At 65.6% G+C, this 14,373-nt stretch carries 15 protein-coding genes; 12 read left to right on the top strand and 3 right to left on the bottom strand.

What is annotated here, in order from left to right; all coding sequences use genetic code 11:
- Positions 1-134 precede the first annotated feature (134 nt).
- From murA to ASPHE3_RS11745, 4 genes are read left to right on the top strand one after another with little or no spacing between them, the layout of a single operon-like run.
- Positions 135-1,460, top strand: a complete 1,326-nt coding sequence (gene murA, locus ASPHE3_RS11760; protein WP_013601428.1) for a UDP-N-acetylglucosamine 1-carboxyvinyltransferase — start codon at positions 135-137, stop codon at positions 1,458-1,460.
- 9 nt (positions 1,461-1,469) lie between these two features.
- On the top strand, positions 1,470-2,243 hold the full coding sequence (locus ASPHE3_RS11755; RefSeq protein WP_013601427.1) for a lysophospholipid acyltransferase family protein: 774 nt from the start codon (positions 1,470-1,472) through the stop codon (positions 2,241-2,243).
- Positions 2,240-3,292: an NAD(P)H-dependent glycerol-3-phosphate dehydrogenase gene (locus ASPHE3_RS11750; protein WP_013601426.1), complete on the top strand. Its 1,053-nt coding sequence runs from the start codon at positions 2,240-2,242 to the stop codon at positions 3,290-3,292. Before ASPHE3_RS11755 ends, ASPHE3_RS11750 begins: the two co-directional genes overlap by 4 nt.
- A 2-nt stretch (positions 3,293-3,294) precedes the next feature.
- Positions 3,295-4,443 (top strand): D-alanine--D-alanine ligase family protein, encoded by a 1,149-nt coding sequence (locus ASPHE3_RS11745; RefSeq protein WP_013601425.1) that lies wholly within the window; start codon positions 3,295-3,297, stop codon positions 4,441-4,443.
- 15 nt (positions 4,444-4,458) lie between these two features.
- Here ASPHE3_RS11745 and ASPHE3_RS11740 read toward each other — a convergent pair whose 3' ends face one another.
- On the bottom strand, positions 4,459-4,962 hold the full coding sequence (locus tag ASPHE3_RS11740; protein WP_013601424.1) for a DUF3515 family protein: 504 nt from the start codon (positions 4,960-4,962) through the stop codon (positions 4,459-4,461).
- 195 nt (positions 4,963-5,157) lie between these two features.
- On the opposite strand from ASPHE3_RS11740, the gene thiL reads away from it, so the two are divergent.
- The 4 genes from thiL to rsmD are packed head-to-tail and all read left to right on the top strand — an operon-like array spanning position 5,158 to position 10,124.
- Entirely contained in the window at positions 5,158-6,189 is a 1,032-nt protein-coding gene (thiL, locus tag ASPHE3_RS11735; protein WP_013601423.1) for a thiamine-phosphate kinase, read from the top strand.
- Between the two features lie 22 nt (positions 6,190-6,211).
- A complete protein-coding gene (locus ASPHE3_RS11730; protein WP_041652133.1) occupies positions 6,212-7,198 on the top strand; it encodes a DAK2 domain-containing protein in 987 nt (328 codons plus the stop codon).
- Entirely contained in the window at positions 7,188-9,455 is a 2,268-nt protein-coding gene (locus ASPHE3_RS11725; RefSeq protein ID WP_013601421.1) for an ATP-dependent DNA helicase RecG, read from the top strand. The genes ASPHE3_RS11730 and ASPHE3_RS11725 overlap by 11 nt, the downstream gene beginning before the upstream one ends.
- A 45-nt stretch (positions 9,456-9,500) precedes the next feature.
- The gene (gene rsmD / locus ASPHE3_RS11720; RefSeq protein WP_013601420.1) at positions 9,501-10,124 is read left to right on the top strand and encodes a 16S rRNA (guanine(966)-N(2))-methyltransferase RsmD; all 624 of its coding nucleotides are present in this window, start codon (positions 9,501-9,503) and stop codon (positions 10,122-10,124) included.
- A gap of 46 nt (positions 10,125-10,170) precedes the next feature.
- Here rsmD and ASPHE3_RS11715 read toward each other — a convergent pair whose 3' ends face one another.
- Both ASPHE3_RS11715 and ASPHE3_RS11710 read right to left on the bottom strand, forming a co-directional pair.
- Positions 10,171-10,962 carry a spermidine synthase gene (locus tag ASPHE3_RS11715; protein WP_013601419.1) on the bottom strand — a complete coding sequence of 264 codons (792 nt, stop codon included), beginning with the start codon at positions 10,960-10,962 and terminating at the stop codon, positions 10,171-10,173.
- Complete coding sequence (locus ASPHE3_RS11710; protein WP_013601418.1) at positions 10,959-12,188, bottom strand: aminotransferase class I/II-fold pyridoxal phosphate-dependent enzyme; 1,230 nt, start codon at positions 12,186-12,188, stop codon at positions 10,959-10,961. The genes ASPHE3_RS11715 and ASPHE3_RS11710 overlap by 4 nt, the downstream gene beginning before the upstream one ends.
- Before the next feature lie 43 nt (positions 12,189-12,231).
- Between ASPHE3_RS11710 and coaD the strand changes: the two genes are divergently transcribed.
- From coaD to rnc, 4 genes are all read left to right on the top strand, one after another.
- Entirely contained in the window at positions 12,232-12,732 is a 501-nt protein-coding gene (gene coaD / locus ASPHE3_RS11705) for a pantetheine-phosphate adenylyltransferase (protein WP_013601417.1), read from the top strand.
- 123 nt (positions 12,733-12,855) lie between these two features.
- On the top strand, positions 12,856-13,380 hold the full coding sequence (locus ASPHE3_RS21520; protein ID WP_013601416.1) for a YceD family protein: 525 nt from the start codon (positions 12,856-12,858) through the stop codon (positions 13,378-13,380).
- 36 nt (positions 13,381-13,416) lie between these two features.
- On the top strand, positions 13,417-13,620 hold the full coding sequence (rpmF, locus tag ASPHE3_RS11690) for a 50S ribosomal protein L32 (protein WP_009356569.1): 204 nt from the start codon (positions 13,417-13,419) through the stop codon (positions 13,618-13,620).
- A gap of 21 nt (positions 13,621-13,641) precedes the next feature.
- Entirely contained in the window at positions 13,642-14,370 is a 729-nt protein-coding gene (gene rnc / locus ASPHE3_RS11685; RefSeq protein WP_013601415.1) for a ribonuclease III, read from the top strand.
- Positions 14,371-14,373 lie beyond the last annotated feature (3 nt).

Genomic DNA, 14,373 nt, shown 5'->3' with positions numbered 1-14,373 from the left:
CCTGACCGCGCGACGGCGGTCCGCCACGCCCTGCCGCCGTCGCCCGCGTATTTCGGTTCGGTAACGCGACCTCCTATGCTTGGTTGGAGCCTTTGCAAGGATTTGGGGGCGAGTGATCTTAAGGAAACCGGTATATGAGTAGTGTTCTGACAATCCGTGGCGGAGTCCCGCTGACAGGCCGCGTCAGCGTCCGGGGAGCGAAAAACCTCGTTCCCAAGGCGATGGTGGCAGCGTTGCTGGGCAACGAACCGTCGGTGTTGCGGAACGTTCCGGAGATCAAGGATGTGGAGGTGGTCACCTCCCTCCTGCAGCTGCACGGCGTGACCGTGGCGAAGGATCCGGTGAGCGGTGACCTCACGCTCGATCCCAAGGCGGCCAAGACGGCATCCAGCACAGCCATCGACGCCCACGCAGGCGACTCCCGCATTCCGATTCTGCTCTGCGGTCCCTTGATCCACGCGATCGGCGAGGCGTTCATCCCGGACCTCGGCGGCTGCAAGATCGGCGACCGGCCCATCGACTATCACCTGGACGTGCTGCGCCAGTTCGGTGCCGTGGTGGAGAAGCGGCCCGGCGGCATCCACATTTCGGCGCCCAAGGGGCTGCATGGGGCGAAAATCTCGCTGCCGTACCCGTCAGTGGGAGCCACGGAGCAGGTGCTGCTCAGCGCCACCCGTGCCGAGGGCATCACCGAACTTTCCGGTGCAGCCACCGAGCCGGAGATCATCGACCTCATCGCGGTACTGCAGAAAATGGGCGCGATCATCAGCGTCCAGACGGACCGGACCATCCGCATCGAGGGCGTCCGCGACCTCGGCGGGTACAACCACCGTGCCCTGTCGGACCGCAACGAATCAGCCTCCTGGGCGTCCGCCGCACTCGTGACCCGCGGCGATATCTTCGTTGAAGGCGCCTCCCAGCGGGACATGATGACCTTCCTGAACACCTACCGCAAGGTGGGCGGCGGCATGGACATCGGCGAGGACGGCATCCGCTTCTACCACCGGGGCGGAAAGCTTAACCCGCTCGTCCTGGAAACCGACGTCCACCCGGGCTTCATGACGGACTGGCAGCAGCCCCTCGTGGTGGCCCTGACCCAGGCCGAGGGTGTCTCGATCGTCCACGAGACCGTCTACGAGAACCGCTTCGGCTTCACGGACGCCCTGATCCGGATGGGTGCGAGCATCCAGGTCCACCGCGAATGCCTGGGCAGCGTGCCGTGCCGTTTCGGCCAGCGCAACTTCCTGCACTCCGCCGTGATCTCGGGTCCCACGCAGCTCAAGGGCACCGACATCGACGTTCCGGACCTCCGCGGCGGTTTCAGCCACCTGATCGCGGCCCTGGCAGCCACCGGCACCTCGCGCGTCACGGGCATTGACATCATCAACCGCGGGTACGAGCGCTTCACCGAAAAGCTGGCCGGGCTGGGCGCCGACTTCGACATCACCACCACGAAGTAGCGGAGCACAGTGAAGGAATCGGCCAAGAGCCGCGCGACCCTTGTGGTGGTTGCGGCCATAGTACGCCCCCTGTTCAACCTCATGATGGACAAGAAGTGGGAGGGCACCGAAAAGCTGCCCGAGGGAGGCTTCATTGCCGCCCCGAACCACTGCACCGAGATCGACCCCCTGATCATCGGCCACCTGCTCTACAACAACAAGCGCGCGCCGCACTTCCTGGCGAAGTCCGGACTGTTCAAGGTTCCGGTCCTGGGCTGGGTCCTGCGGGCCACCAAGCAGATCCCGGTGGAACGTTCGACGGCGGGGGCCAACCGCTCCCTGCAGCTTGCGCAGGAGATCGTCGCCGAGGGCGGGGCCATCATCATCTATCCCGAGGGGACCCTCACCCGGGATCCCGACCTCTGGCCGATGAAGGGCCATACCGGCGCGGCCCGGCTCGCCCTGGAAGGCGGCATCCCCGTGGTGCCCATCGCCCATTGGGGGGCGCATGAGGTCTTTCCGCGCTACGGCAAGCGGTTCCATCTCTTTCCCCGCAAAAAGTCGCGGGTTGTTGTTGGCGAGCCGGTGGACCTGAGTGCCTTCCGGGGACGTCCGCTGGATAAGGCCACGCTGACCGAGGCCACAGACGCCATCATGGATGCGATCACCGCCCTCCTGGCCGGGATCAGGGGAGAGGAACCCCCCGCCGAGCGGTGGGATCCTGCCAAGAAGCAACAGCCGAAGCAGGGCAGGTTCGTGGAGCGGGGACAGCAGCAGGCCGGGAACGGAACGGAAAACCCGTGACCGCTGGGGAGCAACAGGCGGGTTCGGCCCGTTCCGTCGCAGTTCTCGGCGCCGGCTCCTGGGGAACCACCTTCGCCAAAATCCTGGCTGATGCGGCGGCTGCTGCCGGTGAACCGCGGACCATCAGGCTGTGGGGCCGGCGCCCCGAAGTGGTGGAACAGATCAACACCATCCACCGCAACGAGCAGTACTTAAAGGACATTGCGCTTCCCGGGAGCATCACGGCTTCCACCGATGTGGCCGCCGTGCTCGAAGGCGCGGATCTGGTGGTGCTGGCGGTGCCGGCCCAGTCGCTCCGGCCCCAGCTTCGCGGGTGGAAGGACATGATCGCGCCGGGTGCGATGGTTGTCTCGCTGATGAAGGGCCTGGAACTCGGGACCGACGCGCGGATGAGCGAGGTCATCAGCGAGGAGCTTGGCCTGCCGACCGACCGCATCGCGGTGGTCTCCGGACCGAACCTGGCGATGGAAATCGCCCGCGAAGAACCCACCGCGTCCGTGGTCGCCTGCACTGATTCCGCCGCTGCCGGCTGGATCGCCAGGAGCTGCACGGCACCCTATTTCCGGCCATACACCACGGCTGACATCGTGGGCGTTGAAATCGGCGGAATCGTGAAGAACGTGATTGCGCTGGCTGTGGGCATCTGTGAGGGCAAGCAGATGGGGGACAACACCAAGGCGTCGGTGATAACCCGCGGGCTGGCGGAAACCTCGCGCCTTGCCCTGGCGCTGGGCGGCGATGCCAAGACGATGGCGGGCCTCGCGGGGCTTGGCGACCTCGTGGCCACCTGCTCCTCGCCGCTGTCGCGCAACCATACGGCCGGCAGGCTGCTGGGGCAGGGCCTGACGCTCGAGGAGGTGGGCCAGAAGATGACCCAAACCGCCGAAGGCATCAAGTCCGGCCAGGCAGTGCATGAGCTTGCAGGCAAGCTGGGCGTGGAAATGCCCATCACCGCCGCCGTCGTTGCCGTGCTGGCCGGCAAGCTGTCCGTTGACCAACTGGGACCTGTCCTGCTGTCCCGGGAACTGAAACCTGAAGGCGATTACTGACGATGTCCCATGACAAGCTGGCCGCAGGGGAGTCCGTGAACCGGGCAAAGCCCCGCGTGGCTGTACTTTTTGGCGGCCGATCCAGCGAGCATGCAGTGAGCTGTGTAACGGCGGCCGGCGTCCTGGGCGCCATCAACAAGGACAAGTACGAGGTGATTCCCATTGGGATTGCCAAGTCGGGCCAGTGGGTCCTGGTCTCCGCTGACACCGCACAGTGGTCCCTCGCCGCGACGTCGCTGCCGGAGGTTGCGCCATCGGCCAAATCCGTGACCCTTGCCGAAATCGGGGGCGAGCACCAGCTGATCGTCGCCGCCCCGAACGAGGTCCCGCAGGAACTCGGCACCGTGGACGTGGTGTTCCCGCTGCTTCACGGGCCGTTCGGCGAGGACGGAACCATCCAGGGACTCCTGGAACTGTCCGACACCAGGTATGTGGGCGCTGGCGTCCTGGCCTCGGCAGTTGGCATGGACAAGCACTTCATGAAGGTCGTCTTCGAGTCTGCCGGCCTGCAGGTTGGCCCCTACGTCGCCGTCACGGACAGGCAGTGGCGGAAAGACCCGGAGTCGGTTCGGAAACAGGTGGACCGGCTAGGATTTCCGGTCTTCGTGAAGCCTGCACGGGCAGGATCGTCCATGGGGATTTCCAAAGTGGAGTCCATGGCCGAACTCGATGCAGCCATCGAGGAAGCCCGCAGGCACGACCTCAAACTCGTGATCGAGGCGGGCATCACCGGCCGGGAAATCGAATGCGCCGTGCTGGAGGGCAGGGGGACCGACGCCCCGCGGACCTCCATGCCCGGCGAGATTTCCGTGGCGGGCGGAACCCACGAGTTCTATGACTTCAACGCAAAGTACGTGGAGGACGGCGCCGCGGCCCTCAGCTGCCCTGCCGACATCCCCGAGGAAGCCATCGCCAGGGTGCGGGAACTCGCCGCAGCAGCCTTTGATGCTGTGGGCGCCGAGGGCCTGAGCCGGGTGGATTTCTTCTACACTCCTGCCGGCGAACTGATCATCAATGAGATCAACACCATGCCCGGATTTACCCCCAAGAGCATGTATCCGCAGATGTGGGCCGCCTCAGGGCTGGACTACGCCGACCTGATCGACGAGCTGATCTACCTGGCGCTGAACCGCAAGACCGGGCTGCGCTGAGCTCATCGCCGCCCGCTATTGGCTTGGCGGGAGGTTCTGCAGGTCCTCCTGGCCCACGCAGTTCCTGGCGGCCGGAATTTTGCCGGCCGCCGCGGCCAGGTCTGCGAGTACGGTGGCGGAACTGATCTTGTTGGGATCCATGAGGATCTCGCTGGCCGGTTCGCGCCCGTACGTCGTCAACGTCCATACCGGGTCGCCTTCCTTGATCACCCAGTCGATGCCGTTGACGGTCACACACCGGTCCGTGGTGGGCCCGGGCACGTTCACGCCGCAGCGCAGGATTACCAGGGACGGGTCGCCCCAGGCAGCGGTGGCCTGGCTGTTCGTCTTGCGGAGCCGGGAATCCCCGATTGCATCCGGCAGCGCCAGCATCATGGGTGCGCACGCCGGATTGGCCGCGTCCGCCGCGGCAGGCACGTCCACCACAGGGGAGCAGGAGGTCAGCGGGATGGCCAGAACTGTCCCGGTCAGTGCCAGCCTGGCAACGCGGGCGGACAGGAAAAGCTTGGGACGGTGCATTCCTCCAGCCTATCGCCGTACCGGGGATTGCCTGGTCACCCGGATGCTTCCCACGCTGCCAAGAATGTCAGGCCCGCGCGATAGCGTAGTGGCGTGCCTGAAAAGCCCATGACCCCACTGTCTCCCCACGAACACAGCCACTCCGGGCAGCGCCCCTCTGAACAGCGCCCCTCTGAACAGCGCCGCTGCGGCGCGTTGGATGCCGCAGGGCAGCAACCCACGGTTTCCGCCCTGTCGGAAGGGGAGCTGCTGGCGCGGATATTCCCCCGGCTGGCCATGGACGCCGGCCACACTCGGGCCACCCTCTTGGGTCCGGGGGACGACGCTGCCGTAGTGTCCGCACCTGACGGCAAGACGGTCATCAGCATCGACACCCAGGTCCAGGACCAGGACTTCAGGCTCCACTGGCCCAACGGGTACCGGACAACCGGCTTTGATGTCGGCTGGAAGGCGGCGGCCCAGAACCTCAGCGACATCAATGCCATGGGTGCCACCGCCACGTCCCTGGTGGTCAGCCTCACCCTTCCCCCCGCGACCCCCGTCGCCTGGGTGGAGGATTTGGCGGACGGGCTCACGTGCGCCATTCGGGAGCTTGGCGCCGCCAGCTGTTCGGTTGCCGGAGGCGATTTGGGGCGCGGGCGGGAAATTTCCGTCTCCGTGGCCATCCTCGGAACGCTCGACGGCGGCCAGGCAGTTCTCCGCTCCGGCGCACGCCCGGGGGACGTCCTTGCCTTGGCGGGTACGGCAGGCCACGCCGCTGCGGGCCTCGCACTGCTTGAATCGGAGGTGCCGGTGGACCGCATCAGCCCGGAACAACGGGTGTACCTCGATCTGCAGTGCCGCCCACGGCCGCCGTTGTCAGCCGGTCCTGCCGCCAGGGCCGCCGGCGCCACCGCGATGCTGGATGTTTCAGATGGAATGGTGCGCGACGGGCGGCGGCTGGCGGTTGCCAGCAGCGTGGCCGTCGATCTCGACCCGGAACAGCTGGCCCGGCTGGCGGACAGGCTCCGGCCGGCCGCGGAATTGCTGGGGGCAGACCCCGGCGAATGGGTCCTCGGCGGCGGGGAGGACCACGGGCTGCTGGCCACATTCCCGGCGGAAGCGCCGCTGCCTCCCGGATTCACTGCGATAGGCTCGATACAAGCACTGGGCAACGATGAAGGCCCGGACGTCAGAATTGCGGGCCGGTCTGCGGATACCGGAGGATGGGATCACTTTGCACACTAAGGTTGCCGCTAACGCGCAAGCGATGAAGAGGTGGTTGGGCAAGGCGGAGACCGCGCTCGGCAACCACAGCGACCGCCTGAATGCCATTAACATCTTTCCGGTGGCGGACGGCGACACCGGCACCAACCTCTACGTCACCGTGCGTGCTGCCGCCCGGTCCCTGGCAGGAGATGCTGACAAGCCCGTCCAGGTGGATGTGGGTGCAGTCCTTGCCACCGCCGGACAGGCCGCAATGGAAGAGGCGCGCGGTAACTCCGGGACACTCTTCTCCGTGTTCCTGTGTGCAGCAGCGGAGCCGCTCGCCGGGCATACCCGCCTGACCTCCACGCTGCTCGCAGCTGCCCTGAACCGGGCACAGATCCGCGCGTGGTCGGCGCTCAGCGACCCCGTGCCCGGAACCATGCTCTCCGTGATGGAAGCCGCGGCCCGGGCTGCGGCAGCGGTGGACGCCGGACAGAACGGTGACGACAGCAACCACGCGCTCGGCCTCGCCCTGGATGCAGCGGTGGAAGCGGCCCTCGCCGCGGTCATCCACACGGAGGACCAGCTGGATGCCCTGACCCACGCGCACGTGGTGGACGCAGGCGGGGTGGGCATGCTGCTTATCCTTGACTGCCTGCGTTCCGCCATCCTGGGGGAAGAACTCCAAAGCGAACTGCTTGACGGCCTGCATGGCTACGACGTTTCCGATCCCCACATCCACACTGCCATGCCGGACGACGACGGCGTGGAAGTAATGTGCACCATCAGCCTTTCCCCCCTCAACGCGGCCACCCTCCGCCAGCGCCTGGATGAAATCGGCGAATCAGTGATCATGAGCCAGGTTGGAAGCGGCCCCGACGCCGACGGAAACTACCGGTGGCGCGTCCACGTCCACGTTCCGGCCGCGGATCCGGCGGTGGCAGTCATCCAGTCACTGGGCGAGCCGGCCAACATCAGTATCAGCGAACTGGCGCCGCCCCGGGACCCGGCAGCGGATGCAGTCAACTCCAGCGGGCATGAGCGCTGAGCTGGACCTGGCGCTGGAACGCAGGATTGGCAAGCGTTCCGCCGCAGTCATTGAAAAGCACCTGGGCATCACCACCGTTGAGGGGCTGCTGAACTATTTCCCGCGCCGCTACATGAACCGCGGGGAGCTGACGCCCATCACTGAGATTCCCCGGGACGAGGACGTCACCCTCATCGCGAGGGTGCTCTCAAGCAACACACGCCGAATGCAGGCACGGCGCGGCACCATCACCGACGTCGTGGTTTCCGACGACGACGGGAAGCAAGGCCTTCGGCTGGTTGGCGGTACGGACTATCGCGGCAAAGCGCCCGGTACGCTCAAAATCAGCTTCTTCAACGGCTACAAGGCCCAGGCAGAGCTGCTGCCTGGCCGCCGGGCACTCTTTTCCGGCAAGGTCACATCCTTCAAGGGGACGCTGGGCCTTACCAACCCGGAGTACCAGTTGCTGGACGATGACCCGTTCAGCGAGGATGGCCGCGACCCGGAGAAAATCGCGGCCATGCCCATCCCTGTTTATCCGGCGACCGCCAAGCTTCCCAGCTGGAGAATCCAAAAGGCAATCTCAACGCTGCTCGCAACGATGGACCTCGAATCGTTGCCGGACCCCGTGCCGGCATCCATAGCCCTGCGTGAGAAGTTCATGCCGGTCGCCGACGCATACCGCCTGATCCACGAGCCGGAATCTGCCAGCGACTGGCAGCAGGCACGCCGCCGCTTCCGGTACCAGGAAGCCCTGGTGCTGCAGTCTGCCCTCGCACGCCGGCGCGCCCAGTTGGCCTCCGAGGAAGCAACCGCGCGCCGCCCCATACCTGACGGGCTCCTGGCGGGTTTCGATCGCAGCCTCCCCTTCACGCTCACGGCCGGGCAGGCCGCCGTCGGGGAAACCCTGCGCGCCGAACTCGCCCGCGACGTCCCCATGAACAGGCTGCTGCAGGGTGAGGTGGGATCCGGCAAGACCGTGGTGGCGCTCCGGGCAATGCTCCAGGTGGTGGATGCAGGCGGGCAGGCAGCCCTCCTGGCTCCCACGGAAGTCCTTGCTGCCCAGCATTTCGAATCGATCCGGCGAACCCTGGGGCCCTTGTCCGGCGACGGCCTGCTGGGTGGAATGGACGGCGCTTCGGTCCAGGTCACGTTGCTCACCGGGTCCATGCCCACGGCGGCACGCAAGCAGGCGCTCCTGGATGCCGCCTCAGGAACGGCCGGCATCGTTATCGGAACCCATGCCCTGCTCAGCGACAACGTCTCTTTCTATGACCTGGGGCTGATTGTGGTGGACGAGCAGCACCGTTTTGGCGTCGAGCAGCGCGACGCCCTCCGCGCCAAGGCCCGCAAGCCCCCGCATCTGCTGGTCATGACCGCAACGCCCATCCCGCGCACCGTGGCCATGACCGTGTTCGGCGACCTTGAAACGTCTGTCCTGGACGAACTGCCCGCTGGAAGGGCGCCTATTGCCACGCACCTGGTAGGCCTCGCGGAGAACCCCGGCTGGGTGCGCCGGATTTGGGCGCGCGCCCGTGAGGAGATCGACGCGGGGCACCAGGTGTACGTCGTCTGCCCCAGGATTGGAACGGACGACGACGGCGACTTCAGTCCGGGAGAGGCGGCGCCTGCCGCTGCGGATGCCGACGATGACAGCGGCCGCGAACTTGCGTCCGTGACGGGCGTCGTTGAACACCTCCTCGAGGAGCCGGCCCTGTCCGGGGTTCCCTTGGCTCCACTCCATGGGCGGCAGGAGCCGGACATGAAGTTCGGTGTCATGGAGGATTTCGCGGCGAACCGGATCAAGCTGCTTGTTTCCACCACCGTGATAGAGGTGGGGGTGGACGTTCACAACGCAACGCTGATGGTCATCCTTGATGCCGACAGGTTCGGGATCTCGCAGTTGCACCAGCTGCGCGGACGGGTGGGCAGGGGCGGGTTGCCCGGCACCTGCCTGCTGGTTACCGCCCTTGAGCCTGGGCATCCCAGCAGGCGCCGGCTCGAAGCGGTCGCGGCGACCACCGACGGGTTTGCGCTGTCCGAGGAGGACCTGAAACTGCGGCGTGAGGGCGACATTCTGGGCGCTTCCCAGTCCGGAGGACGGTCAACCTTGAAGCTGCTGCGGGTCCTTGAGCATGGGGATGTGATTGCCAGGGCACGGGAAGATGCACAGCAGATCGTGGGCGGGGATCCGGACCTCTCGGCAAACCCGGAGCTCGCCGACGCGATCGAGAACTACCTCAACCCGGAGAAGGAAGCGTTCCTTGAACGCGGCTAGCATGGTGCAAGCCGGAAATCCTGGCTGCAGAGACAGGAGTGTTGGATGAGCCGGATCATTGCAGGTGCCGCCGGCGGCACCCCCTTGACCACCGTTCCGGGTTCCCTCACCAGGCCCACCACTGACCGCGTGAAGGAAGCACTCTTTTCCCGCCTGGATGCCTTCAATGTCATTGCCGGGTCCCGGGTGCTGGACCTCTACGCCGGTTCCGGTTCCCTGGGGGTGGAAAGCGGCAGCAGGGGGGCGCAGGCAGTTGACCTGGTTGAGTCGGACGCCAAGGCAAGTGCTGTATGCCAGCGCAACGCCGACCTCGTCAACGGCGTCCTGGGCCGCAAGGCCGTGACCGTCCACCGCTCCAAGGTGGAACCCTTCCTGGACCGCGCCCCGGCCGCAGCCATGTGGGACCTCGTATTCCTGGACCCGCCGTACCCGCTCGAGGAGGTGGCCCTGCAGGCTGCGCTCGAGAAGCTCGCCCCGCACCTGTCCCAGGCGGCGGTGGTGGTGGTGGAGCGGTCCTCCCGTTCACCCGAGCCCAGGTGGCCGGACGCCTTGACCCGGTTTGCGGAGAAAAAGTACGGGGAGACACGCCTCTGGTTCGCTGAGCCGTTCGTGCCGGATGCCATCGACAGCGAGGACTTGTCCGAGGCAGTGGACCCGGCGCAGCAGTAACCGCCGCGGACCAGGGATTTACTGCCTCGGGTGGATCGCGGGCGGATTACCCCGCCAAGGGGTCAAGATCGACACCGGTGGCCACCCGTGCCGGGTGCGGCCCGCGGGCAGTCAGCTCAGCAGTCCAGTCCTGGGGCCACGGTACCTGGGTACCGGCGAGGACGATGTTGCCGGGGTAGCGGCCCTCGAACATGCCCGCCTCTGCCACGGCGGCCACGTCCGGCATCGCCGCCCGCATGGCCGCCACCTGGCTCCGGACCAGCGTCAGCCCCGGCTCATCTCCCACATTGACGATGAGCAGCCCGCTGGGGCTCAGCCGCTCCCGGACTTCCCGGTAAAAGGCGCTGCAGGCCAGGTGTGCCGGAGCGTCCGGCCCCGAGAAGATGTCCAGGATGACAACGTCGAAGAGGAGTGCGGGGTCGAGCCGGGAAAGGGATTCCCGTGCGTCACCGATGACTGTCTGCAGATCCGTCCCCTCGGGCAGGGGGAGCTGCCGCAGGACGAAATCAAGCAGCTCGCGCTCCAGCTCCACGGCATACTGCACAGATCCGGGCCTCGTCGCCTGGATGTAGCGGGCCAGCGTCAGTGCTCCGGCGCCCAAGTGAAGCGCGGTGACCGGAGTCCCGGCTGGGGCGGCCAGATCCACCAGGTGCCCGATGCGGCGCAGGTACTCGTAGAAGATCTCCTCCGGCTGGGCGAGGTTCACGTGGGACTGCTCCGCTCCTCCGATGCTGAGGACGTAGCTGCCTCCGGTGAAGGGGTCCGGTTCAATCGAGGCGTGCTGCCCGGTAGTACGGAGGAACCTCGTTGCGCGGCCGTCCCGCCCGCCGGTCGTCACAGCCTGCCGCTGAGGGAAGACAGGCGGTCCGCCGCCTCTTCCAGGACCGCGGTCTTCTTGCAGAAGGCGAAACGCAGGAGGCTGCGGGTGCGTTGGGCTCCCTCCGGGTGGCAGAAAACAGGTACGGGGATTGCCGCCACCCCCACAAGGGCGGGGAGTTTCCGTGCCAAATCAACCGAATCGCTGATGCCCAGGGGTGCTGTGTCCACATTGATGAAGTACGTGCCCTGGGGTGAGAAGACGCCGAAACCTGCGGCGCGCAACCCATCGCTGAGGATGTCGCGTTTCTGCCGCAGCGATGCAGCGATGCCTTCATAGAAGGAATCCGGGAGGGCCAGGCCGGCAGCTATTGCTGACTGGAACGGGGTGCCCGAGCTGTAGGTGAGGAACTGCTTGACCGTCCGGGCGGCGGCGACCAGTTCTTCGGGGCCGGTCAGCCACCCGATCTTCCAGCCGGTCAGGGAGAACGTCTTGCCGGCTGACGAGATGGTCACTGTCCTGTCCGCAGCGCCGGGCAGTGAGGCCACCGGGACGTGCCGGACGCCGAACGTGAGGTGCTCATACACCTCATCGGTGATGATGATGCTGTTGTGCCTGGCTGCCAGGTCCACTATCCGTTGCAGCACCTCCCGGGGGAAGACTGCGCCGGTGGGGTTGTGGGGGTTGTTCAGGAGCACCACCTTTGTCCGCTCCGTAAACGCCGCCTCAAGCGCAGCCATGTCCGGCATGAAGTCCGGAGCCAGCAGCGGGGCGGTGACGTGGGTTGCCCCGGAGAGCCCGATCACCGCTCCGTAGGAGTCGTAGAAGGGTTCCAGGGTGAGCACCTCGTCGCCAGGACCGGCAAAAGCCAGAAGTGAGGCGGCGATCGCTTCTGTCGCGCCCGTGGTGACGATTACCTCTGTCTCGGGGTTGGGCATCATCCCATAAAAACGCTGCTGGTGGGCGGACACAGCTTCCCGCAGTTCAGGGATGCCCTTCCCGGGCGCGTACTGGTTGGCGCCGGCGGCAATCGCAGCCCGCGCAGCTTCCCGGACTTCCAGCGGCCCATCCTCGTCCGGGAACCCCTGGCCCAGGTTGATGGCACCGGTCCGGACTGCCAGCGTGGTCATTTCCTCGAAGATGGTGACGCCGAGCCCTCCGTCGGGTGCCAGGAGGTTCGCGCCGAGTGCCGTGCGCTGCCAGGGGGCGGGGGCCAGGGGGGTGGAAAGTTCCCGTGGTGGATGCATCCAGTCATGGTATCCCGGCATTCCCATGGGGTAGGTTCGGAGCATGAGACGAGCTGTCTGCCCCGGATCCTTCGACCCCATCCACAACGGCCATCTCGAGGTCATAGCCCGCGCCGCAAGCCTCTTCGATGAGGTCATTGTGGCCGTCTCCACGAACCAGGCCAAGAAATACAGGTTCAGCCTGGCCGACCGCCTGGACATGGCCAGGGAAACGCTCGCTTCGCTCAAGGGCATCGTGGTGGAACCTGTCGGCGAAGGCCTTTTGGCCGAGTACTGCCGGCACCGGGGGGTCTCAGCAATCGTCAAGGGCCTGAGGTCCTCGTCCGATTTTGACTACGAGCTGCCCATGGCAACAATGAACCGGCAGCTGAGCGGGGTGGAAACGGTCTTCCTGCCGGCCGAAGCGCACTACGTGCACTTGTCCTCCACCCTCATCAAAGAGGTGGCCGGCCTGGGCGGCAACGTGTCCGAGTATGTGCCTAGGTCTGTACTGCGGCGCATGAGTACGGGCGAGCCTGCGGCGCATCAGGCGCAGAACGGGTAGGCTGGTCCGGTACTTCGGCGTTTCCCGCCGGCCGGTTTGAGTCCCTGTGATTCTTCAGGCTAAGATGGTACGTCGGTCATATGTTCAACAGGAGTTCTCATTAAACGAGATGCTGGTTCGCCCTTGGCGTTCGACGTCAAGGACCTCGGGCGCAGCCCGGGAAGCATGCGGACGCTGACGGAACATGTACCCGCACCAAGTGACCTTGGTGTGGCGCTCATTGGTGTTCAGGAAGGCTCGGATATCGAGCTGGATCTGAGGCTTGAGGCCGTACACGAAGGAATTCTGGTATCAGGAACCGTGGTCACCGAAGTAACCGGTGAATGCGGCCGATGCCTGGATCCCCTTGCGTATGACCTCGAGGTCAATGTGCAAGAACTTTTCTTCTACGAGGGCGTTCAGCTGTCGGACGAAGAAGATGATGAAGAGCAACGTCGAGTCGAGCACGATGTAATCGATCTTGAACCGGTGTTGCGGGACGCAGTGGTGACCGCGCTGCCGTTCCAGCCGGTGTGCCGGGAAGACTGCCAGGGCCTTTGCTCCGAATGCGGAGTTCGCCTGGAAGACGAGCCGGGGCACCACCACGAGGTCTTGGATCCTCGCTGGGCTGCCCTAGCTGATATGGCTAAGCCTGACCGGCAAAATTGATGTGTACGTGTTTGTCTAGAGAGAAATGAGTTAGCCGTGGCTGTTCCCAAGCGGAAAATGTCTCGCTCGAATACCCGCGCCCGCCGCTCCCAGTGGAAGGCGACCGCCCCCCACCTGGTGAAGACCGTAGAGAACGGCCAGGTCACCTACAGCCTGCCGCACCAGGCAAAGGTCGTCACCGACTCGGCCGGCACTGCGCTGTTCCTTGAGTACAAGGGACGCAAGGTCGCGGACGTCTAATCGGCCCCTCAGGCTGACATGATGTCTTCAACTGAAGAGCTTCTGAAGCGTCTCGGTGTCTTTATTGACGCCGGGACGCTTCGTCTTGCGCTCACACACCGTTCCTACGCCTACGAAAACGGCGGCATACCCACCAACGAGCGCCTGGAATTCCTGGGTGACTCCATCCTGGGGTTCTCCGTAACGGATGCGCTGTACCGCGACAACCCGGATCTTCCTGAAGGGGACCTGGCAAAGCGGCGCTCCGCCGTCGTCAGCACCCGGGCTCTGGCCGGCATTGGACGCAGTCTCGGGATCGGGGAATATATTTACCTCGGGCAGGGCGAAAAGCTCACTCAAGGCAAGAACAAGGCCTCCATTCTGGCGGACACCATGGAAGCCCTGATTGGCGCAACCTATGTGTCCAACGACATCGAGACAGCCCGCCAGCTGGTGATGCGGTTGATCGGGCCCCTGCTGAAGGATGCGGCCGCACTCGGTGCCGGAACAGACTGGAAGACCAGCATCCAGGAACTGGCCGCCAGCCGCCAGCTGGGTACCATCCACTATGCGGTGGATGGTACGGGGCCGGACCATGCGCGGACGTTCACCGCTGTCCTCCACGTGGGTGGGACCGCTTACGGCAAGGGTTCCGGACACTCCAAGAAGGAAGCAGAGCAGGAAGCTGCCGCGGACGCCTGGCGGGTGCTTTCCGGCAACAACGCCGCTGGCAGGCCGGGCAAGCCTGCCGGTTCCGTCCCGGCCACGTAGCGC

The organism is Pseudarthrobacter phenanthrenivorans Sphe3, assembly GCF_000189535.1.
GTDB lineage: Bacteria > Actinomycetota > Actinomycetes > Actinomycetales > Micrococcaceae > Arthrobacter > Arthrobacter phenanthrenivorans.
The sequence above is the reverse complement of the archived record's forward strand: the minus strand, read 5'-3'. Positions and strand labels throughout refer to the sequence as shown.